General features: G+C 69.0%; 21 protein-coding genes, 4 tRNA genes and 2 pseudogenes. 11 read left to right on the top strand and 16 right to left on the bottom strand.

Translation table 11 applies throughout. The features are described 5' to 3' along the window. The first annotated feature begins 35 nt into the window (after positions 1-35). The gene (locus tag ACFYMC_RS13095) at positions 36-818 is read left to right on the top strand and encodes a DsbA family protein (protein WP_388523172.1); all 783 of its coding nucleotides are present in this window, start codon (positions 36-38) and stop codon (positions 816-818) included. 10 nt (positions 819-828) lie between these two features. Continuing rightward, positions 829-1,665 carry a cytochrome c biogenesis CcdA family protein gene (locus ACFYMC_RS13090; RefSeq protein ID WP_388523169.1) on the top strand — a complete coding sequence of 279 codons (837 nt, stop codon included), beginning with the start codon at positions 829-831 and terminating at the stop codon, positions 1,663-1,665. 196 nt (positions 1,666-1,861) lie between these two features. Here ACFYMC_RS13090 and ACFYMC_RS13085 read toward each other — a convergent pair. The 7 genes and pseudogenes from ACFYMC_RS13085 to ACFYMC_RS13055 form a co-directional block, all read right to left on the bottom strand. Then, positions 1,862-1,972: pseudogene (locus ACFYMC_RS13085) on the bottom strand (hypothetical protein); the annotation flags it as partial. A 28-nt stretch (positions 1,973-2,000) separates the two neighbouring features. Beyond that, positions 2,001-2,393: a type II toxin-antitoxin system death-on-curing family toxin gene (locus ACFYMC_RS13080; RefSeq protein WP_388523166.1), complete on the bottom strand. Its 393-nt coding sequence runs from the start codon at positions 2,391-2,393 to the stop codon at positions 2,001-2,003. Further along, positions 2,390-2,584, bottom strand: a complete 195-nt coding sequence (locus tag ACFYMC_RS13075; RefSeq protein ID WP_388523163.1) for a hypothetical protein — start codon at positions 2,582-2,584, stop codon at positions 2,390-2,392. The genes ACFYMC_RS13080 and ACFYMC_RS13075 overlap by 4 nt, the downstream gene beginning before the upstream one ends. 278 nt (positions 2,585-2,862) lie before the next feature. Next, positions 2,863-2,939: transfer RNA gene (locus ACFYMC_RS13070), tRNA-Phe, on the bottom strand. A 48-nt stretch (positions 2,940-2,987) separates the two neighbouring features. Next, a tRNA-Asp gene (locus tag ACFYMC_RS13065) sits at positions 2,988-3,062 on the bottom strand. A 38-nt stretch (positions 3,063-3,100) separates the two neighbouring features. After that, a tRNA-Glu gene (locus tag ACFYMC_RS13060) sits at positions 3,101-3,173 on the bottom strand. Between the two features lie 299 nt (positions 3,174-3,472). Then, positions 3,473-3,823: a metallopeptidase family protein gene (locus ACFYMC_RS13055; protein ID WP_388523160.1), complete on the bottom strand. Its 351-nt coding sequence runs from the start codon at positions 3,821-3,823 to the stop codon at positions 3,473-3,475. Between the two features lie 309 nt (positions 3,824-4,132). Here ACFYMC_RS13055 and ACFYMC_RS13050 point away from each other — a divergent pair, with 309 nt between their 5' ends. The 4 genes from ACFYMC_RS13050 to ACFYMC_RS13035 all read left to right on the top strand — a co-directional run bounded on the left by ACFYMC_RS13050 (position 4,133) and on the right by ACFYMC_RS13035 (position 8,420). Continuing rightward, positions 4,133-4,648 (top strand): CrcB family protein, encoded by a 516-nt coding sequence (locus ACFYMC_RS13050; protein ID WP_388523158.1) that lies wholly within the window; start codon positions 4,133-4,135, stop codon positions 4,646-4,648. Then, positions 4,645-5,016: a fluoride efflux transporter CrcB gene (crcB, locus tag ACFYMC_RS13045; protein WP_388523155.1), complete on the top strand. Its 372-nt coding sequence runs from the start codon at positions 4,645-4,647 to the stop codon at positions 5,014-5,016. The genes ACFYMC_RS13050 and crcB overlap by 4 nt, the downstream gene beginning before the upstream one ends. Positions 5,017-5,971: 955 nt before the next feature. Continuing rightward, positions 5,972-8,086, top strand: a complete 2,115-nt coding sequence (locus ACFYMC_RS13040) for a DEAD/DEAH box helicase (RefSeq protein WP_388523152.1) — start codon at positions 5,972-5,974, stop codon at positions 8,084-8,086. Between the two features lie 261 nt (positions 8,087-8,347). Then, a tRNA-Lys gene (locus tag ACFYMC_RS13035) sits at positions 8,348-8,420 on the top strand. A gap of 37 nt (positions 8,421-8,457) precedes the next feature. Here the strand turns inward: ACFYMC_RS13035 and ACFYMC_RS13030 are convergent. Both ACFYMC_RS13030 and ACFYMC_RS13025 read right to left on the bottom strand, forming a co-directional pair. After that, a pseudogene (locus ACFYMC_RS13030) lies at positions 8,458-10,056 on the bottom strand (tyrosine-type recombinase/integrase); the annotation flags it as partial. Continuing rightward, a complete protein-coding gene (locus tag ACFYMC_RS13025; RefSeq protein ID WP_388523150.1) occupies positions 10,053-10,556 on the bottom strand; it encodes a helix-turn-helix domain-containing protein in 504 nt (167 codons plus the stop codon). The pseudogene ACFYMC_RS13030 and the gene ACFYMC_RS13025, both read right to left, overlap by 4 nt. A gap of 128 nt (positions 10,557-10,684) precedes the next feature. Between ACFYMC_RS13025 and ACFYMC_RS13020 the strand changes: the two genes are divergently transcribed. The 5 genes from ACFYMC_RS13020 to ACFYMC_RS13000 all read left to right on the top strand — a co-directional run bounded on the left by ACFYMC_RS13020 (position 10,685) and on the right by ACFYMC_RS13000 (position 15,097). Beyond that, positions 10,685-10,906, top strand: coding sequence for an integrase (locus ACFYMC_RS13020; protein WP_388523445.1), 222 nt, complete (start codon positions 10,685-10,687; stop codon positions 10,904-10,906). Then, entirely contained in the window at positions 10,903-11,205 is a 303-nt protein-coding gene (locus ACFYMC_RS13015) for a hypothetical protein (protein ID WP_079428917.1), read from the top strand. Before ACFYMC_RS13020 ends, ACFYMC_RS13015 begins: the two co-directional genes overlap by 4 nt. Positions 11,206-11,209: 4 nt before the next feature. Further along, positions 11,210-12,256, top strand: a complete 1,047-nt coding sequence (locus ACFYMC_RS13010) for a bifunctional DNA primase/polymerase (RefSeq protein WP_388523147.1) — start codon at positions 11,210-11,212, stop codon at positions 12,254-12,256. Beyond that, positions 12,253-13,821 (top strand): hypothetical protein, encoded by a 1,569-nt coding sequence (locus ACFYMC_RS13005; RefSeq protein ID WP_388523144.1) that lies wholly within the window; start codon positions 12,253-12,255, stop codon positions 13,819-13,821. Before ACFYMC_RS13010 ends, ACFYMC_RS13005 begins: the two co-directional genes overlap by 4 nt. 298 nt (positions 13,822-14,119) lie before the next feature. Next, entirely contained in the window at positions 14,120-15,097 is a 978-nt protein-coding gene (locus tag ACFYMC_RS13000) for a DUF4231 domain-containing protein (protein WP_327284158.1), read from the top strand. 1,011 nt (positions 15,098-16,108) lie between these two features. Here the strand turns inward: ACFYMC_RS13000 and ACFYMC_RS12995 are convergent. The 7 genes from ACFYMC_RS12995 to ACFYMC_RS12965 all read right to left on the bottom strand — a co-directional run bounded on the left by ACFYMC_RS12995 (position 16,109) and on the right by ACFYMC_RS12965 (position 21,950). Next, a complete protein-coding gene (locus tag ACFYMC_RS12995; RefSeq protein ID WP_327284157.1) occupies positions 16,109-16,912 on the bottom strand; it encodes a phosphotransferase in 804 nt (267 codons plus the stop codon). An 86-nt stretch (positions 16,913-16,998) separates the two neighbouring features. After that, on the bottom strand, positions 16,999-17,460 hold the full coding sequence (locus ACFYMC_RS12990) for a glycine-rich domain-containing protein (RefSeq protein ID WP_388523141.1): 462 nt from the start codon (positions 17,458-17,460) through the stop codon (positions 16,999-17,001). Positions 17,461-17,543: 83 nt separating this feature from the next. Further along, a complete protein-coding gene (locus tag ACFYMC_RS12985; protein ID WP_327284155.1) occupies positions 17,544-17,735 on the bottom strand; it encodes a hypothetical protein in 192 nt (63 codons plus the stop codon). Continuing rightward, positions 17,732-18,172, bottom strand: a complete 441-nt coding sequence (locus ACFYMC_RS12980) for a hypothetical protein (protein ID WP_388523138.1) — start codon at positions 18,170-18,172, stop codon at positions 17,732-17,734. Before ACFYMC_RS12980 ends, ACFYMC_RS12985 begins: the two co-directional genes overlap by 4 nt. Positions 18,173-18,228: 56 nt before the next feature. Further along, complete coding sequence (locus ACFYMC_RS12975; RefSeq protein WP_388523135.1) at positions 18,229-19,458, bottom strand: helix-turn-helix domain-containing protein; 1,230 nt, start codon at positions 19,456-19,458, stop codon at positions 18,229-18,231. A gap of 146 nt (positions 19,459-19,604) precedes the next feature. Beyond that, complete coding sequence (locus ACFYMC_RS12970; protein WP_388523132.1) at positions 19,605-20,087, bottom strand: hypothetical protein; 483 nt, start codon at positions 20,085-20,087, stop codon at positions 19,605-19,607. Positions 20,088-21,143: 1,056 nt separating this feature from the next. Continuing rightward, the gene (locus ACFYMC_RS12965; protein WP_388523130.1) at positions 21,144-21,950 is read right to left on the bottom strand and encodes a hypothetical protein; all 807 of its coding nucleotides are present in this window, start codon (positions 21,948-21,950) and stop codon (positions 21,144-21,146) included. Positions 21,951-22,168 lie beyond the last annotated feature (218 nt).

Genomic DNA, 22,168 nt, shown 5'->3' with positions numbered 1-22,168 from the left:
CCATTTCTGATCACGGGTCGTACCATTTCGGGACGATGTCCTCACCTCAGAAGCACCCCAAGACCTCTGGCCGGCCCAAGAAGGGCGCCTCCGGCACCTCCGCGGCCAAGCCCCTGCTGGTCGGCGCCGGCATCGCGGTGGCCGCCGTACTGCTCGGGCTCGCCTCCTACCAGGCGACCGCGCCCGAGCGGTCCACCGAGTCCGGCGCGACTTCGGTGGCGCAGCGCGAGCAGCCCACCGACGCCCAGCGGGAGCTGAGTGCGCTGGCCCGACGGGACTCCGGCGATCCGATGGCCCGCGGTCGGGTCGACGCCCCGGTCGTGCTGATCGAGTACGCCGATTTCCGATGCGGCTACTGCGGGAAGTTCGCCCGTGACACGGCGCCGCAGCTGGTGGAGAAGTACGTGGAGAACGGCACCCTGCGCATCGAATGGCGCAACTACCCGATCTTCGGAGCCGAGTCCGAGGCCGCCGCCAAGGCCGCCTGGGCGGCCGGCCGGCAGGGCCGGTTCTGGGAGTTCCACCGGGCGGCCTTCGCGGAGGACGCCAAGGAGAAGGGCTTCGGGGAACGGCGCCTGCTGGAACTGGCCGGCGAAGCAGGGGTGGCGGACCTCGCACGCTTCAAGAAGGACCTGGGGAGCACGGCGGCCGAGCAGGCGCTGGCCCGCGACACCGGGGAAGGCAATCGGATCGGCGTCACCTCAACCCCGTCCTTCCTGGTCAACGGCCAGCCCCTGGCGGGCGCCCAGCCGCTGGCCGCATTCGAGCGGGCCATAGGTGCGGCGAAGGCGGCGGCCGGAGCCGCCGCCGCGAAGTGAGCCACCGGCGATGACCGACATCGGATACCTGGCCGCCTTCCTCGGAGGTCTCCTCGCGCTGCTCAGCCCGTGCAGCGCCCTGCTGCTCCCGGCCTTCTTCGCCTACTCGATCGACTCCGCCTCCCGGCTGCTGGCCCGTACCGGGATCTTCTACCTGGGGCTGGCGAGCACCCTGGTGCCGCTCGGCGCGGCGGGTTCCTACGCGGGGCGGTTCTTCAACGGCCACCGCGAGGAACTGGTCCTCGTCGGCGGCTGGCTGATCATCGGGCTCGGTGCGGCCCAGATCCTGGGCCTGGGCTTCACCTCCCGCCGGATCGCGGAGATCTCCGGTCGCATCCGCCCGACCACGGCCGTGTCCGTCTACGCCCTGGGGGCGGTCTACGGACTCGCCGGCTTCTGCGCCGGACCGATCCTGGGCAGCGTCTTGACGGTGGCCGCGGTCAGCGGCAGCCCGGTGTACGGAGGGGCCCTGCTGGCGGTCTACGCACTGGGGATGGCCGTGCCGCTGTTCTTGCTGGCGCTGCTCTGGGAACGTCTGCAGTTGGGGCGGCGCGCCTGGCTGCGCGGCCGGGGCTTCACCCTCGGGCGGCTGCGGCTGCACACCACCTCGATGCTCTCCGGCGCGTTCTTCGTCCTGCTCGGTGGGCTGTTCCTGGCGTACGACGGGGCGAGTGCGCTGCCCGGACTGCTGGACGTGGACGATTCGTTCACCGTGGAGGAGCGGGTCCGGGCGATCGCGGACGCGGTGCCCGACTGGGCCTCGCTCGGATCCGTGGCGCTGCTCGCCCTCGCAGTCGGCTGGGCGCAGTGGCGGCGGGCGTCCCGTGCCGGTGACGCCGACGGGTGAGCGTCCGGCGCCCGCGCGGTGAGCCGTTTGTAGCGGGCCTGGAGGTAGGTGTCCTTGGTGCGTAAGGCGCCGAGGGCGGCGATGCCCAGGGCTCCTTTGACACGGGGGTTGCCGGGGCGGACCTTGGTGATCCTGGTCCGGCCGAGGAGTGGTGGCCGGGGCAGACTCCGGCCCAGGAGGCGAGGTGCTTGTCGCTTGCGAAGCGGCTCATGTCGCCACTGGTCTCCGCGACGATCACTTCGGCGACCGCCTGGTTGATTCCGGGGCTGTCGTCGAGGAGGCCCAGGACGGGACGAAAGGGCGACATCGCCTCCTCGATCCGCTCGTTCAGGCCACTACTGGACCGGGAACCACTCCATGAGTCCCTTGGCGATGACGGGTACGTCGAGAAGGTCCTGGGCGACGGCCTCGACGAAAGGGCCCGCTTCCTCGGCGGGCGGGACCGGATGCCCGGCGGGCAGGCCGTTGACGCGCAGGAAGAAGCGCATGGTGAGCCAGGCGTTGCGCTCGTTGCCGTCGATCAGCGCGTGGTTGCGGGCGAGGGCATGCAGCAGCGCCGCCGCCTTCTCGTGGAGCGTGGGGTACAGCACGGCGCCGAACACGTTGGTGCGTGGTCGCTCGGTGGCCGAGACGAGCAAGCCAATGTCACGCACGATGTAGCCGGTACCGTTGATCTTGGCTGCGATAGCCAGGATCTCGTCCGACTGGACGTAGCGGACTTCGCTCACTTGAGGTATTCCAGGATCTCCGAGTCAGGGTCCGTCAACTCGGCCAGGATGTCGTGCACGTTGAGTTCGGCGCGGGCCTCGGCGTCGCGGATCGCTTCGATGGCGAGCGTCTGCTTGCTGCGGCCGGTGCGCTCGGCGCGCGCGGTGAGCTTTGCGTCGAGGTCGTCCGGGAGCCGGAGTGCCATCGCCACACCCGCACGATACCGCTCAGGTATCAGGTGTCGCTGTCCTCGGTGGACAGGTGTTCTATCCGCGGGGGCGCGAGAACGCCGGGTGGCGTGGTGCAGTACGACTCTCGCGCGGGAGCGGGCGGGGCTCGACGCTCCGGAACCGCAGCGTTCCGGTGCCGACATGTCAGCACCGTGGCAGCGCACAAGGCCTTTGGGGGCCGATTGCGGTCAGGGGTGTCTTCGCCGGGGCCCACGACGAGAACGTCCCGGACGGCATGCCGTCCGGGACGTTCTCAAGGTGGTGGCTGGGGCCGGGGTCGAACCGGCGACCTATCGCTTTTCAGGCGATCGCTCGTACCAACTGAGCTACCCAGCCTGGGAACTCACCGCGAAGGTGAGAGGGCGAAGCTCTGATGAGCTTCAGCGGTCCTGACGGGATTTGAACCCGCGGCCTCCACCTTGACAGGGTGGCGAGCACTCCAAACTGCTCCACAGGACCAAGCATTGTGCGAGACGAGTCTCGCACAAGGTAAAGCGTGCCCCCAACGGGATTCGAACCCGTGCTACCGCCTTGAAAGGGCGGCGTCCTGGGCCACTAGACGATGAGGGCTAAGGGCCCACCTGCGCGCTTCTCAGCGCGTCGGGGACGTGAGAAGCATATGGGATGCGGGGAGCTATCGCCAAAACGGTTTCCTGTGGTGCGACGGCGGTCGGGTGCTGGGCGTGGCGGGGCGGGGTTCGGCGAGCCGGTGGCCGAGGCCGCGGGCCGGATTCCGGCCGAACCGAGAGGACTGGTCAACCACGTGGCGGTGTTCGTCGGAGACGAGCCGCCGGTGAAGGGACCCTGGCTCCTCGGACTCGGCGCGCGGGCTCCCGGGGCGGTGCCGGGCGAGCGGCAGGCTCCGGAGGTCAGCCCCAGCCCAGTTCGTGAAGCCGCTCGTCGTCGATGCCGAAGTGGTGGGCGATCTCGTGGACCACGGTCACGGCAACCTCGTGGACCACGTCCTCCGGGCCCTCGCACATCCGGAGCGTCGGCCCCATGTAGATCGAGATCCGGTCGGGGAGGACCCCCGCGTACCACTCGCCCCGTTCGGTGAGGGGGGTCCCCTCGTAGAGGCCGAGGAGCTCGGGGTCGTGGGCGGGCGGTTCGTCCTCTACGAACACGGCCACGTTGTCCATGATCCGCGTCAGCTCGGGTGGGATCGTGTCCAGCGCATCGGACACCAGTTCCTCGAAGGCTTCTCGCGTCATTTCCAGCACAGGGCCATTGTCCGTGACGACCACCACTCCCGTTGGGCCCGGGCGCGCGGGAGCGCGGCCCGGGCCGGTCGCGGGTCCGCTTCCTCAAGGGCAGGTGCCCCGGGAAGCGGGATCCGTGGTCACAAGATCGCGCGCCGGACGGCCGGGGCGCGCGAGAATGGCTCCCGTGGTGACATGCAGACCTTCCCCCACCCCGCTGATAAGCCCGGGCCCGGGGCCGGACGAGGTAGCTCACGGGTCGTCCCGCGCACCCGAGACCACCCACGGCTCCGGGACCGCTGCCGACCGGCTGCCCGCCCTGGTGCGCGGGTGAACCGGCCGGATGCCCGGCCGGAGGGCGTCCGACAGGACCGGGCGGAAGCGATCGACCCCGATGTGGATCTGCACGTACCGGCGCAGCGCGCCGAGACCGGCGGTTCGGCGCGCTGGTTGCTGCTGGGCGCCTGTTCGGCGGGGGGAGCGATCGGAGCGGCGGCTCGCTACGGGGCCACGCTGTGGTGGCCGAGCACGCCGGGCGACTTCCCCTGGTCGGTCCTCTGGGTCAACGTCACCGGCTGCGCCCTGATCGGAGTGTTGATGGTGCTCGTGAGCGAGGGGGGTCGTACGGCGCACCACCTGGTGCGGCCCTTCCTCGGCGTGGGCGTCCTCGGTGGCTTCACGACCTTCTCGACGTATGCGGTGGGCTTCTCCGCGCTGCTGGACCGGGGGGAGCCGGCGACGGCGCTCGGGTACGCCGCCGCGACACTGCTCGGCGCCCTGGCGGCGGTGTGGGCGGGTGCGGCGCTGACCCGGGCGCTGCTCGCCGGCCGGACGGGGGACCGGTGAACTGGTTCCTGGTGGCCCTCGGCGGCGCGGTGGGGGCTCCCCTGCGGTACCTGGTGGACCGGTCGGTCCAAACCCGGCACGACTCGGTCTTCCCTTGGGGAACCTTCACGGTCAATGCGTCCGGCTCGCTCCTGCTGGGCGTGCTCACCGGCGCGGTGGCTGCCGGGGCGGTGCCCTCGGGGGTGCAACTCCTGCTGGGTACCGGGCTCTGCGGAGCCTTGACCACCTATTCCACCTTCTCCTACGAGACGTTGAGGCTGGCGGAGCGGGGTTGGACCTTCCTCGCCGTGGCGAACGTGCTCGCCTCGGTACTGATCGCGCTCGGCGCGGTGCATCTGGGGTGGACGCTCACGGAGGGACTGTTGTGACGGTGGCTTCGGAGAACTGAGGCCGTACGCGTGTCCCTAACGGGGCAACAGGAGTTGGGAATGTTGACCCCGCTCGTCGCGGGCCCCGTCCCGCTCCCCGGTCCAGCCGGGGGACCCCCTGGAGGTGCCTTCTGTGCGCCCGTTCTCCGTCCCCGTCCGTAGGGCTGTTCCGGACCGTGTGACCCGACCGGTCCGGATGGCCGTCGCCGCGCTCGCCGTGGCCGCGTCCGCCGGCTGTATGAGCGTGAGTGACGACGGGGCGGGGCCGGAGCCGTCCGCGTCCGTCGGGAAGCGGGAGGCTGCTGCCGACTCGGTCGGCTCGGGGGCCGTGGGGGGCGGCGGCCGGGCGGGGACGCAGGGTGAGGTCGGGAGGGTCGTCGACGACGGCAAGAAGGGCGCCGAGGGCGAGTCGGAGGCGGATGCGGAGGAAGACGGGGCCGGCCAGCCCGGCCCGTCGGCGAGCCCCAAGGCATCCACGGGCCCCTCGGGTGCTCCGAGCCCTGGCGGCGGGATGCCGAGCGGTCCTGGTCCTCGTCCGCCCGCGCCGGAGCCGGGGGGTGGCGGGTCCAGTACGCCGGCCCCGTCGCCCAAGCCGCCGAACCCGAGCCCGAGCACGGTTCCGGAGCCCTCTGCGCCGCCGCAGCCCTCGGCCTCCCCGGAGCCGTCCACGGCTCCGGAACCGGCAGAACCGGAATCGGAGGTCTAGGTGTTTTCGCAGGTGGGAGGGGGGCATCCGGAGGTCGTTTGCCAGGAGGGGGGGAGGGTGCGTATGGTAGTAGATCGTTTGATCCTATTTGCCAGGACCCTCGTCGGCAGAGTGCCGTAAATGAGGGCCGAGTGGCGCGTTCTCTCCCTTGCCGTGGCTGACCGCATTGAGGCGGTCGATTTGCGAATTTTTGCGAAAACACGGAGTTGACGGGCGCGTGCCGAGACTCCGGAAGGTTTCGCATTTCGCATGTCCATTTCCAGTTCTGACCGTTCCGTCATGCCCGAGAGCGACCTCGTCGAGGCCGTAGAGGCCATCGAGACTGAGGCCCTTGAGGCCGACCTCGCCGCCGACCTCGACACCGAGGACGCGGCAACCGACGCCGAGCCCACCCTCTCCTTCGGCGACCTCGGGCTCCCCGAGGGCGTCGTCCGCAAGCTCGCCCAGAACGGCGTGACCAGCCCCTTCCCGATCCAGGCCGCGACCATCCCGGACGCCCTGGCCGGCAAGGACATCCTCGGCCGAGGCCGTACCGGCTCCGGCAAGACCCTCTCCTTCGGCCTTCCGCTGCTCGCCACCCTGGCCGGCGGACACACCGAGAAGAAGAAGCCCCGCGGCGTCATCCTCACCCCGACCCGCGAGCTCGCCATGCAGGTGGCGGACGCCCTCCAGCCGTACGGCGACGTGCTCGGCCTCAAGATGAAGGTCGTCTGTGGCGGCACCTCGATGGGCAACCAGATCTACGCCCTGGAGCGTGGCGTCGACGTCCTGGTGGCCACCCCGGGACGACTGCGCGATGTCATCAACCGCGGTGCCTGCTCGCTGGAGCAGGTCAAGGTCGCCGTTCTGGACGAGGCCGACCAGATGGCCGACCTGGGCTTCCTGCCTGAGGTCACCGAGCTCCTGGACCAGGTTCCCGCGGGCGGTCAACGTCTGCTGTTCTCCGCCACCCTGGAGAACGAGATCGACAGCCTGGTCAAGCGCTACCTGGTGAACCCGGTCACCCACGAGGTCGACCCCTCCGCCGGCGCGGTCACCACCATGACCCACCACGTCCTCGTCGTGAAGCCGAAGGACAAGGCCCCGGTCACCGCCGCGATCGCCGCCCGCAAGGGGCGCACGATCATCTTCGTCCGGACCCAGTTGGGTGCCGACCGGATTGCCGAGCAGCTGCGTGACGCCGGGGTCAAGGCCGACGCTCTGCACGGCGGCATGACCCAGGGCGCCCGTACCCGCACGCTCGCCGACTTCAAGGACGGCTACGTCAACGCGCTCGTCGCGACCGACGTCGCCGCCCGCGGCATCCACGTCGACGGCATCGACCTGGTCCTCAACGTGGACCCGGCCGGTGACCACAAGGACTACCTGCACCGCTCGGGCCGCACCGCCCGCGCCGGCAAGTCCGGCGTCGTGGTCTCCCTGGCCCTGCCGCACCAGCGCCGTCAGATCTTCCGCCTGATGGAGGACGCGGGCGTCGACGCCTCGCGCCACATCGTCGGTGGTGCTGGCGCCTTCGACCCCGAGGTCGCTGAGATCACCGGCGCCCGGTCGCTGACCGAGGTCCAGGCGGACAGCGCCAGCAACGCGGCCAAGCAGGCCGAGCGTGAGGTCGCCGAACTCACCAAGCAGCTGGAGCGCGTACAGCGCCGTGCCGGCGAACTCCGCGAGGAGGCCGAGCGCTTGGTCGCCCGCGCCGCCCGCGAGCGCGGTGACGACCCGGAGACCGCCGTCGCCGAGGCCGCCGAGGCCGACGCGGCGGAGGTCGCCGCTGCTCTCGCCGTTGCCGCCGAGCCGGCACCGGCTGCGGAGCGTCGTGACGAGCGCGGCAACTACGAGCGTCGCGACCGGGGCGGTTTCAACCGTGACCGTCGTGATGACCGCGGTGGTTTCAACCGCGATCGTGATGACCGTGGTGGTCGTTCTTTCGAGCGTCGTGATGACCGTGGCGACCGGGGCGGTTTCAACCGTGACCGTCGTGATGACCGCGGTGGTTTCAACCGCGATCGTGATGACCGTGGTGGTCGTTCTTTCGAGCGTCGTGATGACCGTGGCGACCGGGGCGGTTTCAACCGTGACCGTCGTGATGACCGCGGTGGTTTCAACCGTGACCGTGATGACCGTGGTGGTTTCAACCGTGACCGTGATGACCGTGGTGGTCGTTCTTTCGAGCGTCGTGAGCACCGTGGCGCCGCTGACCGTCCGTTCAACCGCGAACGCCGCGATGACCGCCCGGCCGGCGGTCACCGCTCCGGTGGCGCGGGCGACCGTCCCTACGGCCGCCGTGACGACCACCGTGGGGGTGCCGGCTCGGGCTCCTTCGGTGGCCGCCGCGACGACAAGCCGCGCTGGAAGCGCAACGGCTGACGGCACCTCCTGACGCCCTGACAGGGCCCGTACGACAGTTCGCTGCCGTACGGGCCCTGTCAGCGTCTCGCCGCGGTTCGATAGGATCCGGTGAGTCAGCCGGGACGTCACGCGCAGCGCGTCCAGCCCGGCGACGGCTGGTGGGAGGGCCGACCTTCCCACCACTCGGGTGTGGCACGCCGACACCCCGCCGCGCATGGGAGTCCCATACCCGATCGGCTTGGCGGCTCGGTGCGGCTATGCTCGGGGGTGTTGTGCCAAGGGCCATTAGCTCAATTGGCAGAGCAGCGGACTTTTAATCCGTTGGTTGTCGGTTCGAGTCCGACATGGCCTACTGCTCGCGAGGTAGAGGAACCTTCCTCTGACCTGCGCCTTAGCGCCCCATCCGACTTCTTAGGGTGGGGCGCTTTGCTGTGCCCGGGGCGCCCGGTGGCCTGATGTGAGCCCGAGGTGAGCCCGGCGGTACGAACGGCCTGCCGAGGGACCAGCCTTACTGCGGCCTCGGCAGCCTTCCGAGCGACCTCGGGCAGGACGCTGGTGTACGTGTCCGAGGTGATGGTGATGGAGGAGTGGCCGAGCATCTCCTGTACGACCTTCATCTCGGCGCCGGCCGCGAGGGCGAGCGTCGCCGCGCCGTGGCGCAGGTCGTGCAGCCGGATCGGGGGCAGACCTGCCTCGGCAGCCAGCCGCCGGAACTGGTCGGTCACCCATGCCGGGTGGAGCCACTCGCCGTTCTCCTGCGTGAACACCCGGCCGGTGTCGACGTACGCCTCGCCCCACGCGAGGCGCTCCCGCATCTGCCGCTTGCGGTGCTTCGCGAGCACCTTCACCGTCTCGGAGTCGAGGGCGACCACGCGCTCGCCGCTGTCCGTCTTGGGCGCGGACTCCTCGACCTTCCAGCCGCGCTGTACGAGCTGAGTGGCGACGGTGAGCAGCCCGCCCCCGAGGTCAGTGTCTGTCCACTGCTGGCCGCATGCCTCGCCCCGGCGCAGGCCGCGGAAGGCGATCAGGTGGTACAGCGCGTAGAGGCGGTGCTTCGCCGCGCGGTCGAGGAACGCGCCCGTCTGCTCGGGCGTCCAGACCATGACGGGCGACGGCTTGTCTCCCGTCCGCTTCCACTGGGCAATGCGCTCCTCGGTCCAGACGAGCGCCTTGGGCCGCTTACCGGTCTCCAGTTCGACATGTGACGCCGGGTTGAAGGTGATGAGCTGCTGCGCGATGGCATCGTTCAGGGCCGCACGCAGGGTCGCCCGAACGCGCTGTCGGGTCGCCGGCCCGGTGACCTTTCGGAACGGCTTCATCTCGGCGAGCTTGGCGCGTTCGGCGGCGATCCGCGCGCGCTCGGCGGGGAGTGGTCGCCCCGGTGTGGTCGGCTTGCTCAGCGCGACCTGCGCCCGCCGGTTGGCGTTCTCGACGAGGATCTCCTCGTTGTGCTCCTCGATCGAGTCGAACAGCTCGACCAGGTGGCCCACGTTCAGCCGGTCGAGGCGGTGCTGCCCGATGTACGGCTTCAAGTGGACGCGGATGTGCGACTCGTATCCGTCGAGGGTGGAATCGCGGCGCCGCTTGCCGGCGAGCCACTGGTCGAGCCAGTCGCCGACCGTCAGCCGAGCGGTGAGGGACTGGCCGGTACGGAACCGACGCTGCGTCTCCTCGTAGTCGGGTATGGCCTCTTTCTTGGAAGCGACCGTTTCGAGCAGGTCGCCGATGAGCAGGCGGCCGTCGGGGTCGTCATCCCCCGGGATGCCGAGGAGCGCCCGCAGCTTGTCGAGGTCGCTCTGCGCCTCGTTCTTCGTGGCGTAGCCCGAGCGGCGAAAGGTGCGGCGCTTGCCGTCCTTGTCGTTCGGCAGCTCTTGGCGGACGTTCCACAGGCCGTGGCGCTTCTGTGTGAGCTTGGGGCACGACTGCCCGTACTGCTTGCCCGTCTCCGGGTTGCGGCAGGCGCACCGTTTGAAGGTCGAGCCGGTCAATCCTTCTCCTCCCCCTCGCCGGACGGTTCGAGGAATGCCTCCTCGAACGCCCGGCTTGCCTCTTCGTAGGACTGCTTCGTCTCGCGGAGCTGAGCGAGGGATTCCTCGTACTCGCGTTCTGCGGCTTCCTTGCGCCGGAGCGCTTCCTCGGTGCGGAGTCGAGTGCTCAGGTAGAGCGAGAACGACACCCGGTACGTCGATTCGATCAGCGACTGTTCCGGGCTGTCCGCCTGGTTGCCGAGCAGCTCATTAACGGAGACGCCGAAGCACAGGGCCAGAGCGGCAGCCTCGTTGACGCGGACGGGGCGTGAACCGCCTTCCGTCTTCGCGACCGTTGTCTGGCGCCAGGAGAAACCGCTCCGGCTCATCATCGTCGCCACGTCTTCCTGCGACATGCCGCGTGCCGTACGGAGTGAGCGCAGGGCTTCGCCTAGTGCCTTCTCAGGCTCGTAGCCGTAGCCCCACATGGTGTCCGCCTGCTGACCCTGTTCATTCTCCACGGGAATGGACGCTACACCCTGGGTGGGGTTGACACCAGCCGATCTAGGGGATCATGCTCAGGGGGAATGAAGTACCCAACCCTCTGGAGGATGACTTGTATCCGCTCGAAGATCAGAACGTGAAGGGAATGGCGGCGGCCGAGTTGATGGCCCTGCCCGTCAGCTTCGACCTCGACACGGCGAACCGAGCCTTGGCCCTTGGCCGAACGACCGGGTACGCCCTGGCCAAGAACGGCGAGTACCCGGTGCGGGTCCTGCGCCTTGGGCGGCAGTACCGCGTCACTCGGTACGACCTGCTTCGCTTCCTCGGCTTTCAGAGCCAGGAGCCGACCGAGGCGGGTGCCGCGTGAGTAGCCCGGTGATCACTCCTCGCCGCTCGGCAGCCCTGCCGACGATGAGCTACCGCCTGCCCGTTTCGCACGGGTGGGCGGTGCTTCCTGACGCCACCAGGGAGTTGGGCGGGCTGACCCCGACACCCAACGGGTTCCGTGCGCGCCTCTTCATCGGGGGTGCGCGCGACATCGACGAGTACACCGCCCGGACGCTCGCCGCCGTACTGGCTCGCAGCGCGGGGTATCAGGTGCACGGCACCGACCCGGACGGGCTCGCTGCTGTCGTGGCCACCCTCGCCGCACTGCTGGGGCGGTGACGGTTTGACGACCCCGACCCCTGACCCGCTCCGCGTCGCCCTGTGGCTGGCCGCTCAGGGCTACGCGGTGCACCCGCTTGCCCCGGGTGCCAAGCTGCCCGTGCGCGGCTGCGACCGCTGTGCAGCCGGGACCAAGGAGCGTCCCAACCCTCATCACGCCCCGCATGATGGGCACGGCTGCGAGTGCATCGCCGCCGGCCGCCCCTGTCACGGTGTGCTCGCAGCGACCACCGACGCCGAGCGAATCGCCGCATGGTGGGCCCGGATGCCGTCCGCCGGCGTCGGCGTTGCCGCGGGTCCATCCGGCCTGGTGATCCTCGATGTGGACTGCCACGGCGGACAGCCTCCCGAGGAGCAGTCCGAGCTGCTCCCGGGCGTCGACCTACCCGAGGACGTTGCCCCCGGCAGCATCGCCGACGGCCGCGACACCCTCGCTCTGCTCGTCGAGGCGCGACGTGCGACGCTGCCCGGCTGCGGTCCGCAGACACTGACCGTGCTCACCCCTTCCGGCGGACTGCACTACTGGTTCCGTGCCCCGGCCGGTACGACATGGCGCCCGCTCGCCGGCGCACTGGGCTGGCAGCTCGACGTGCGCGCCGGTGCTTCGTACGCCGTGGCCCCGGGCACGGTCACCCGCGCCGGCACGTACACCGCGCTCGGTGACTGCCGCACGGTCGCCGAGTTGCCCGTCTGGCTGGCGCGCGACCTCGACCGCACCGGGCACCGGGTACGCCCCGAGCGGCCCCGCACGGTGCTGCCCTGGCGCTCCCGCCCCATGGGCAGCGGGTACGCCGCGGCTGCCGTCGAGGCCGAGCTGCGGACTGTCGCCGAGGCGCAGCCCGGCACTCGGAACGCCACGCTCAACCGCGCCTCCTTCAACCTCGGCACCCTCTGCGCGGCCGGCCGACTCGACCGCGGGCAACTCGTCGACGTACTGCTCGACGCGGCCCGGCACGGTGGGCTGTCCGACCGTGAGGCCGGGGCTGCGATTCGCTCCGGCCTCACCGCAGGCGAGCGGAACCCGCGCACGCACACCGGGGCCGCCGCATGATCCCTCCGGCCTTTGACCCGGTCGCCGCCGCCCGCTCGGTCGTCCCCTTCCCACGGGCGGAGCAGGGTGGGGAGCAGCCGCGTGCCGCGAAGCAGGAGAAGCAGCCCCCGCAGGCCGAGGTGCTGCGTGTCCTCGGGCAGAACCGCTTCCGGTACCTGCACCACAACGGCGCCCCGTACGCAGTCCCGTACGACGGGCCGGCCGTTGCCGTGCCGTTGCGCGCAGCAGCGCACACCGGAACCGGCAGCCTGCGGCAGCACCTCACCCGTATCTACGTCACCGAGTACGACCGCACGCCCTCGCAGACCGCACTCGCGGACGCCGTCGCCACGCTCGACGCGCTCGCCATGCGCGTGCCCGAGACTGAGCTGCACCTGCGCGTTGCTGCGGACCCCGAGGACACGGCGGTGTCTTGGCTCGACCTCGGCCGCCCCGACGGGGAGTCGGTCCGTATCGCCACGGACGGGTGGACCTTGACGTGCCCGGACCCCGAGGCGGGTCCGGTCTGGCGCCGCACCAAGCTGGTTCGGCCACTGCCCCGCCCCGACCGCCCGGCCGGCGGCTGGCGCGAGGGCATCGGCGAACTTTCCGCCCTGCTGCCCTTCACTCCCGAGACCCTGCCGCTCGCGATCGGCTGGCTCCTGGCTGCACTGCGCCCCGGTATGCCGCGCCCCATCGCGTACCTGACCGGTGAGCAGGGCACCGGCAAGAGCACCTCGGGCCAGATGCTCACCGGGATCATCGAAGGGGCCCGCGCGCCCCTGCGGCAGGCACCCGAGAACCTGCGCGACCTCGGCCCGACCACCGCGGCCGGATGGGTGCTCGCCCTCGACAACCTTTCGGGGCTGCCCGGCTGGTTGTCCGATGCCCTGTGCCGCATCGTCACCGGCGACGCGCAGGTGACCCGCGCCCTCTACACCGACGATGACGTGAACGTGCTCACTTACCAGCGGCCCGTACTACTGACCGGCATCGACCTCGGCGCGCTCCGCAACGACCTCGCCGAACGCATGATGCCGCTCGAACTCCAACCCATCCGCCGAGACCAGCGACGCACCGCGGGCGCACTGTGGGCCGCGTACGCGCAGGCGCACCCCCGCATCCTCGGAGCCCTGCTCGACCTAGCCGCCGAGGTATGGGCCGACCTCCCGCACGCCGCTGCCGATCTCACCGAGCGCCCGCGACTCGCCGACTTCGCCGAGCTGCTGCACGCGCTCGACCGGGTCACGGGCTGGCGCAGTCTCGCCGCGTTCAACGGGGCGCAGGACGCCTTGAACGACGCCGTCCTCGACGGCCACCCGGTCGCCGGCGCCCTCCGTGCCTGGACGGCCTCCCCGGCTTTCCCACCAGGCGGCTGGCAGGGCACTATGGGCGACCTTCACCGGCAACTCAGCAGCGACGGGCGAGGCTTTGCGGACGGCTGGCCCAAGACACCAGCCGTACTGAGCGCCCGCATCCGACAGGTCGCCCCGGCGCTCCGAGCCCGAGGCATCCACGTGGCGCGTACCTCGGGCAGCAACAAACACGGCAAGGTCTACGCCGTGACCTGCCACTCAACTGCCTAGCCACACGCCACACCGTGCTCCGGATCTCAGTGGTCGCGAAGCGCTTGCGTGGTGGAGGGAGGTGGACACTGACATGTACCGCACCCCAGATTTAAGACGTTCCACGTGGGGGCTGAGTGACTGAAGTGGAGCAGAGCGACTTGTGGTGTCACCAAAAGGGGCAGCTTCACTGAAAGTAACTCAGTGATTCTTCGAAAGAAAGTTCGATCTTCCCTTAAGTCTCGCGGGGTAACCCCCGGCTCCACTCGGATCGATCTCTTTCCTCAATAAGATCTTGGCCTGATTTAGTCTGCCGATAATGGCCAGCAAGGCGCTCTTGCTGGTCCGGCGGGCCAAATTTATGATCACCAACTTACGTCACTTAACTTCAATCTATTCGGTGACGGCTGAGGCGAGTGGTACTAGGCGGGGGCCGCGAGTGAGTCAGGGAAGCATCGATCCAACTGCTGGTATCTCCGAGATCGATGAGTCGCGACGGCAAGAGCACTACCGAGTCAGCGTAAAGATCTTTGATGAGATCGAGGACGATCTCCGGACGTCACGGACTCTTCAGAGGATCTATCTCCTGTGTCTGATGGGTGGAATCACTCTCACATTCCTCCTGGGCTACACGGTCATCGTTGGGCTGTGGAAGACCCAGCCGGTGTTCACCCGGTGGGCTGGCCTCATCATCGTCAACGGCCTCTGGATCGCCATGGGGTGGGCGCTCTGGAAGAATCGCAAGAAGCTCGTTGATCGAACCGGCGCGCTACGGAACGCTCTCCAGGACCGGCAGACTGCCGCCGCAATGCTTCCTCTTGACTCGCCCTCGGGGCTTCGCATCTATCGCGAAGCATCGCTGGATCTGATCGATCAGTATCGGAAATCAGCGAACAAGAACCGGCGTGTCCATAATTTCTTCCAGGGCATCATCATCACTGGGTCGATCATCACGTCCACGCTTGCTGCCATGAATGAGGGCAGTAGTCAAATTTTGCGGCTCTCGACAGCTGCTCTCAGTGCACTTGTCGGAATTTCTGCGGGAATCACTGGTTATTTTAAATTCCGCGAACGCGGATACAATCTCCAGTCGACGGCCGACGATATTGAGAAGCATTACAACGCGTCGCAGTTCATGCTCGATGAGTATGCCGGTCGGGATGATGAGCCGCCGCTTCCCGAGGCTGATCGACTCAGGATGTTCGCTCGCTACGTAGAGCGCTTGAAGGAAGAGCAGAGGAAGCGAGAGCTTCAGTTGGAGACCTCCAGCTCCGGGAGCGAAGAGCGTGCAGGCTGATGTTCCTTCGGTGCACTCCGGCAGAACTGCGTGCTGGATACGCGATGGAGCTAAGAACTGACGGTGACTTCACCGATGTCAGGTGTGGGTGGTTGGCGTTGCTTCCTAGAGACCCAAAATGAGGGCGCACAGTGCGAGATGGTTCCTCGCTCCACTTTGGCAGTGGAAGGCTCGCCGGCTCATCGCTGCTCACGGTGAGACCATGTCCCCAACCACCGCCTGGTGCTTAGTCGCGCTTGCGCGTGATCCCGGGTACATCCCGTTTGTGCAACACATCGTGGCGCAGCGGGCATCAGAGGAATCGATGCCGCCGGGAGTAGTCCTTGACTCGTGGCGAAACCTTGAACCGCGTGAGCAAAAGAGACGCAGCGCTTGGCTTAACCGCTATAGAGCCACGCCTCTCTACAGGCTGGGTGTGCCAGAGGAAGTCATCGCGTTAGCTGGCCTGCACGTAGTTGAGTGGCGGCTTCCTCCGGGCCAAGACATGGCCTCGCTCGTTGCCCAAAACCGCCCTCGTTCGTCAGGCGACGCCTCGTAAACCGGCCGCTCCAGCTGATCGATGGAAGGGCGGCCCGAACCAGCGCCGGCCCTTCCTAGACGTTTCCGTGTCCGGGGGACGCGCAGGGCACGACGGGGACGCACGTCAGCAGCAGGTCGTCCCCCTTTCGCCCTGTCGGATGCTGACCTGGGGCGATGTGTGGGACGCGGGGGACGACTCCACCCCTTCACTCCTCTGTCTTACTGAGAGAAGGAGAGAAGAAGGAGAGGGGATAGAACCAAGAGCGTCCCCCTCGTCCCCGGCGTCCCCCGGTGTCATTGGTGTGTCCGACCGCGACCGGTCGCGTCTTGTGCGCGGGTGCGCGCGAATACCGCAGGGCACTGACAACGTCTCAAAGCTGTGCGGAACCGGTTCCCCCCGCCTCGCGCGCATAGGGGCTGGCTTAGGCTCGCGACCGGTCGAAGCACCCTCCGCGCGCGGGAGCACCGAGAAAGCAGGCCCGAAGGCGAGCCTTACGCCATGGCATACCCACGGTGAGCTGTCCAAGCTCGGGCGGCGGAGATAAGCGGAGCGCGGTGGGGGGCTGGGTCTGACTCCGCGCGGCTCTCCCATACGGCACACAGGGCCTGCGCGAACGCGGTGACGACCGAGGGCTCGGCGGCGCGGTAGGCCGGGACGGTTCGGGCGAGCGCCTCGGCTTGCTGGGGGGTGTGGCCGGCGTGGACGAGTCGAGGGATGACGAACGCTGTGTCTGCCCATGCCGGACCGGGGCAGGCCAGGGCCCAGTCGAGTACGCGGATGCCGTCATCGGTGGCCAACATGTTGAGCGGTGACACGTCGCTGTGGACGAGTACCCGGCCTTCAAGGTCAGGGGAACGGTCGGCCGGGAAGAATCCAACCCATCGGATGTGGAGCGGCTTCTTACGGACCTGCCCCGGCCACGGGGCCGCCGACATGGCTGTGAGCGCGTTGATCAGAGGGCCGAGGTCGGGTGATTCGGGGGCGAGGTCCGGGTGGGGGCCAGACACGTACTCGTATCCGGTGAGCAGCCATCCGCCGGCATCGACCTGCCAGAGCACCTGGGGGGCGAGGGGTGCGACGCGGGTGACGCGCGCCTCGTACTCGTACATCCACGCGGTCGGCTCGTCGCTGCGGGTGCCTTTGACGAACACGCGCCCGGTGGGGGTGTGCAGGGTGCAGGCGAGTCGGGACATGACGCCCGTCTCGGCCGTCTCGGCGTGCTCAACCGGGCCGGTGTAGGTCTCGACGGCGCTGCGGGCCTCGGGCGGGAGTTCAAGCCATGCGGTGCGATCCACCCGCGTGCTCCTCGTGCAGGAAAGGGGGCCGGTCCCCGGCTCGGCCACAGCGTGGCACAAGCAGAGGACCGGCCGCAGGCGGTGCGTCAGGCGTACTTGGGGCTGTTGTGGCAGTTGGCGTGGCACTGCGAGCAGTCGGCGAGGTCCAACTCGGGCCAGAACTCCATGTCGATCACGAACCCGGCCGCGACGATCGCCTCGACCGTCCGGGCGCGCAGGGCCTTGCCGCCGCCGTGCTCCTCCTTGTCGAGGAACCCGGGCTGGTGGTGGACGAACTTGCCGAGCGTCTGCCCGCAGAAGTCCTGGTAGGCCTGCGTGTGCAGCAGGAAGGCGTGCCAGAAGTCGTCGACGAGCGGGGACGGGCTGAGCGGGGTGTCGCTGTGTGCGCCGGCGGCGAGGAAGGCGAGCATCTGGCCGATGCCGCGCTCGGCCTGGTCGTCGCTGAGCTCGGGGAACTTGGCCTGCATGTTGGACGCGAGCTTCGCGCGCAACGTGGCGCCGATGAGAGTCCGGGCGTCGGTCGCGGGACGCTCCTGGATTACGGTCATGGTCCATGCCTCCTTGGTCAGTGGTGCCGGGACATGCGGTGTGGCGCCCCGCCCGCGCGGGGTCGTCCGCGTGGGCAGGGAGATCAGAGCGCCGGGATTCGAGCGTCCGGCGCGGCGAGTGCGGGCATGGCGCCGTGGCGTCCGAGCTCGGCGGTACCCGTGGCGGCCAGGGCGGTGAATCCCGCGACCGTGCCGAGGGCCCATATCCAGCTCAGGAGGAGCCCGAAGGGATCGCGAGCGGTGGCGCGGCGGTGAGCTGCGCGGCCCGACCTCACGCGGCAGCGTCCTTGGCCTGCTCGCGCTGCGCGATGATCCGCTGGAACTGGCAGGCGTACAGCTCCACCTGGTCGGGCGTGAGGACGAGCAGTGACTCGGCCGTTCCGCCGTCCTCGTAGTGGACGGATACTCGCAGGGCGCCCTGCTGCGCGCGGGAGTCGTAGAGGGCGTCCCGGTGCATCGGAGTGATGTGTGTGACCTGCGCCGGTACGGGACGCAGCGTCGTGCCGTCGGCAGGCGCCGTCCACTTGTCGCCGCCGCCGGGCGGGCTCAGGTGGTACGTGCCGGCGCCGACACCGGGGAGTGAGACCACGACGCCGATCTGTCCACCCTTGGCGGTGTCGCGGGCAAGATCGCCGAGCCGGGGGTAGAACGGGGCGGCAGTGCCTAACTCGCCGCCCTGAGAAGGGAGATGGGGAGTTGCTCGTCCTGTCATGCCCCAGAAGTTAGGGGCGCGTCAGGGGGTCAATATGAATCGGAGGAATACCGCCCTCATCCGTCGAGGTGGAAGCGGTCTGACATGCGGCGCAGCTTCTCGCGGGTGGCGATCCGCTCGGCGTAGACGATGCTGCGCAGGGTCGAGCGGGCGATCGGGTGGTTCCGTACGAGCTGCGGTGCGATCCGCTCGGCGGTCTCCAGCTCGGCGAGCGCATGGTCGCGGTTGCCGTCCCACAGCCACGCGCGGGCGAGATCCATGTGGTGGTGTCCCTGACGGGAGTTGGGGAGGGCCGCGACGAGCTCGGGCGCGGTGCCCCGGTTTATGGCGAGGGCCTTGCTCTGCTCACCCGTCTCCAGGGCCACGCTGATGGCGTGGATCTGGACGTTGCCGGGGGAGAACGTGACCGAGTGGCGATCGTAGACAGGTGGGTTGTGGTGGCCGGTCATGCGGCGGGCAGCGTCGCGTGCGTGGCCGATCCGCTCCTCGGCCTCGGACGGGCGGCCGGCGCGGGCCGCAGCTACGGCTGCGCGCAGGTGGAGCGTGCCCCACATTCGCAGTGCGAGGGGGTCGCCGAGCTCGTACTCGCGCTGCACGCTGGCGATGGCTTTGTCGGACAGGGTGAGCGAGTCGTCCCAGTCGGCGGTGGCCCACATGTCCCAGACGCGCATCCAGTCCGCGAGCGCGGGCATGACGGGGTCGGCAGACAGGCGAGCTGCCCATGCGGCGCGCTCGGCCGCCATGGCGACGAGCTCGGGGTGCCCGAGGGCGTGCGCGGCCGTGTGGGCGAACTTGCACGCCACGGCGTAGATCGCGAACGCTTCCTCGCGCTCGTGGCCGGTAGTGGCTTCGGCGAGGGCGCGCGCCTCGCGGAGCAGATCGGGCAGAGTCGCCAGGATCGCCGTGTTGGCTGCCGCGTCCCTCAGGCGGTGCAGGCGGGTCATTTCCCGCCACAGCTCGCCGGACGGGCGGGCAGCCCCGTCGAATACGGGCGTCAGGTCGTAGCGGCGCAGCTCGCGCAGGATGGAGGCGGCCGAGACCTGCCACTGATTCTCTGCGGGGCTGCTCGCGTACGGCCGGCCGATCAGGTCATTGGGATGCACGTGCAGCTCAGCGGCAACGAGGTTCAGCAGGCCGACGCGGTCCAGTTCGATCAGGCCGCGTTCCATCTTGGACACCCAACCCTGTGTCTTCCCCAGGGCAGCAGCGAGGTCGGCCTGCGGCATCCCGAGCCGCAGCCGCGCCCGCCGGACGCGACGGCCGATCTCCTCGGCTTCTTCCAACATCAGCGCACCCCCTGCATGTGGGCGACCGGCCTTGGCCGCTCAGCAGCACGGTACCGAGGCGGCAGGCCGAGTGTGAGGTGTCGGCCTGACTCTGTCTCCTCTCTACCTCACACAAACACGGCATCGGCATAGGCGCTGCAACGAGATCAGGGAGTGGTCTGCTTCAAGAGGGCCGAGAGCGGATGGCGAGGGAGGCCTCCAAGCCCCATGACGCGAAACCCGGCGCCGCCGTTGTCGAGCTTGACGCTTCCTGGTTTCCCTTCGGATACCCAGTCCACCGTGATGGAGAAGCGCACGTCTCCCTGAACTGACGGGAACCTCAGTTCGAGCTGCTCTGGGTCCTGGGACGAGACTTTGAAGGGGAGATCAGGACCACGCTTCTGACTGCCGTCAGCCGCCTTGGTGACGGTTGGCTTTACTGACACGGGTTGACTGGCCAGGTCGACGTCAAAGGGCCGTACATCGATCCCGCTGCCGCAACCCTCGGCATCGATCACCTGGCCAGTGGTCGGGACAGATTCGGTTGTGATCACGTCAACGCGCACACCCGTCACAACAATGCTCTGATCGGTCTTTGCTTGCAGCGTGACCGGGGCGGAGACGACCTCACCCCACTGCGGGTCCGCCACCGGCACCCCCTCGGCCCTGAGTGCGTCGGGCTTTGCCTTCAGCTCGGAGCGGCTCCGTGCCGAGTAGCGAGGAACGCAACCATCCGGCCCGCTGGAGTAGGCCTTCAGGCTCGGCGGCTCCGTGAACAGACCCGAGAACCAACCCCACCCCCCGGGGACTGCGGTGGCGACTATGACCATGATGGCGGGAAACACTACGGCCGTTACCCAAGCCCTCTTGTCCTTCAGCGGTGAGCCGCCCTCACCCTCGGTCTGATTGTGCTGAAGGCCGCGCAGTCTGCGCACAGCCGGACCCGTCACGCGCCTCAGCCGCGGTCCCGCCATGGCTATCCCTCCCCTGGTTGGTCCAGGGGACAGATCGCAACCGATCACGGCAACGGCCACCCCCTGTTGCCGGTCGATTCGACTGGCATTCTGTCAGCCGATCTTGCACGCGACAGCCTCTTACTGAGGGCTAGTCAACCCGCAGTGTGTAAATCACTCGTGGGTGGCGCCTCGGCGGTCGGGCGCCGGTCCGCAGGTCGCGGTCCTGCCTTCCTTGGGGCCGGGGTCAGGAACTGGCGGAGTAGGAGATCTTGGGGCCCACAGCCCCTCGTCGTGTCGGGCAGTAGTGCAGGTCAGAGCGGCTGTGTGGTGAGCCCGGTGTGAGCCCGGACGCCTACGGACGGGGTGTCACGGGCCGGTGGTGGGGTGGCCGGGGTACCTGTCCTGACCAGCCGGAACGGCATGGGCAGGAACGGGGCCCCAGCCGACATCACTCCGGCTCCTCGACTTTTAATCCGTTGGTTGTCGGTTCGAGTCCGACATGGCCTACCGCTCGCAGGAGTGAGGAAACGTCCTCTGACCTGCGCCTCAGCGCCCCATCCGGTTTCGACCGGGTGGGGTGCTTCGCCGTTGCCGGGACGGGCGTTGGTCGGATGCGAGCCCGGGATGAGTGAGGCGGTACGAACAACTCGCCGCTGGGCCAGCCTCACCGCGGCCCTGCGGTCGCCGGGCCGCGGAGGGCAGGGCGAGGGGCGTCGTGCCGTGGCGCAGGCGGGTGGGCGCCACAGTGGATCAGCGCGTTGTCTGTTTCAGGAGAGCGGAGAGCGGACGTCGGGGGAGGCTTCCGAGCCCCATGACGCGATAGCCGGCACCACCGTTGTCGAGTCTGATGCTTCCCGGCTGCCCTTCGGACACCCAGTCCACCGTGATGGAGAAGCGCACGTCTCCCCGAACTGACGGGAACTGAAGTTCGAGCTGCTCCGGATCCTTGGCTGAGACCTTGAACGGGAAGCCGGGGTTCCGCAGCTGACTGCCATCGGCCCGGTGGATGACCGCCGGCTTCACTGATACGGGCCGACTGGCCAGGTCGACGTCAAAGGGCCGTACGTCGATCCCGCCGCCGCAATCCTCCGCGTCGATGACCTGCCCCGTGCTCGGGACGGGTCTGGCGGAGATCACGTCAACGCGCAGGTCCGTCACCACGATGCTCTGGTCGCTCTTGGCCTGCAAAGTGACCGGAGCGGAGACGACCATGCCCCATCGTGGGTCCGCCACGGGCACGCCCCCGGACCTGAGCGCGCCGGGCTCCACCCTCAGTTCGGAGGTGCTCCCTGCCCAGTAGCGAGGGACGCAACCGTCCGGCCCGCTGGAGTACGCCTTCAGGCTCGGCGGCTCCGCGAACAGGCCGGAGAGCCAACCCAATCCCCCGGGAACCACGGCGGCGACCATGACCATGATGGCGGGGAACACCACGGCCGTTACCCAAGCCCTCTTGTCCTTCAGCGGTGAGCCGCCTTCACCGCCGGGCTGATCGTGCTGGAGGCCGCGCAGTCTGCGCGCGGCCGGACTGGTCGCCCGCCTCGGGCGCGGTCCTGTCATGGGCGTCCCTCCCTGGTCGGTCCGGGAGGCAGACTTCAGCCGATCACGGCGACGGCCACCCCGTGGTGCCGGTTGCATCGGCTGGCATTGTGTCAGTCGATGTCGCACGCCGCTGCCCGTACCGCCCGCTGTCCGCCGCACGGTGCCTCCATGGCCCAGGGGGTGCCCCGACATTCCGGCGTGGGTCCGTCGGTTCCGGTCCTGCGACCTCGGCTCCG

Origin of the sequence: Streptomyces sp. NPDC006879, from assembly GCF_042869595.1 — a bacterium.
Lineage (GTDB): Bacteria > Actinomycetota > Actinomycetes > Streptomycetales > Streptomycetaceae > Streptomyces.
The sequence above is the reverse complement of the archived record's forward strand: the minus strand, read 5'-3'. Positions and strand labels throughout refer to the sequence as shown.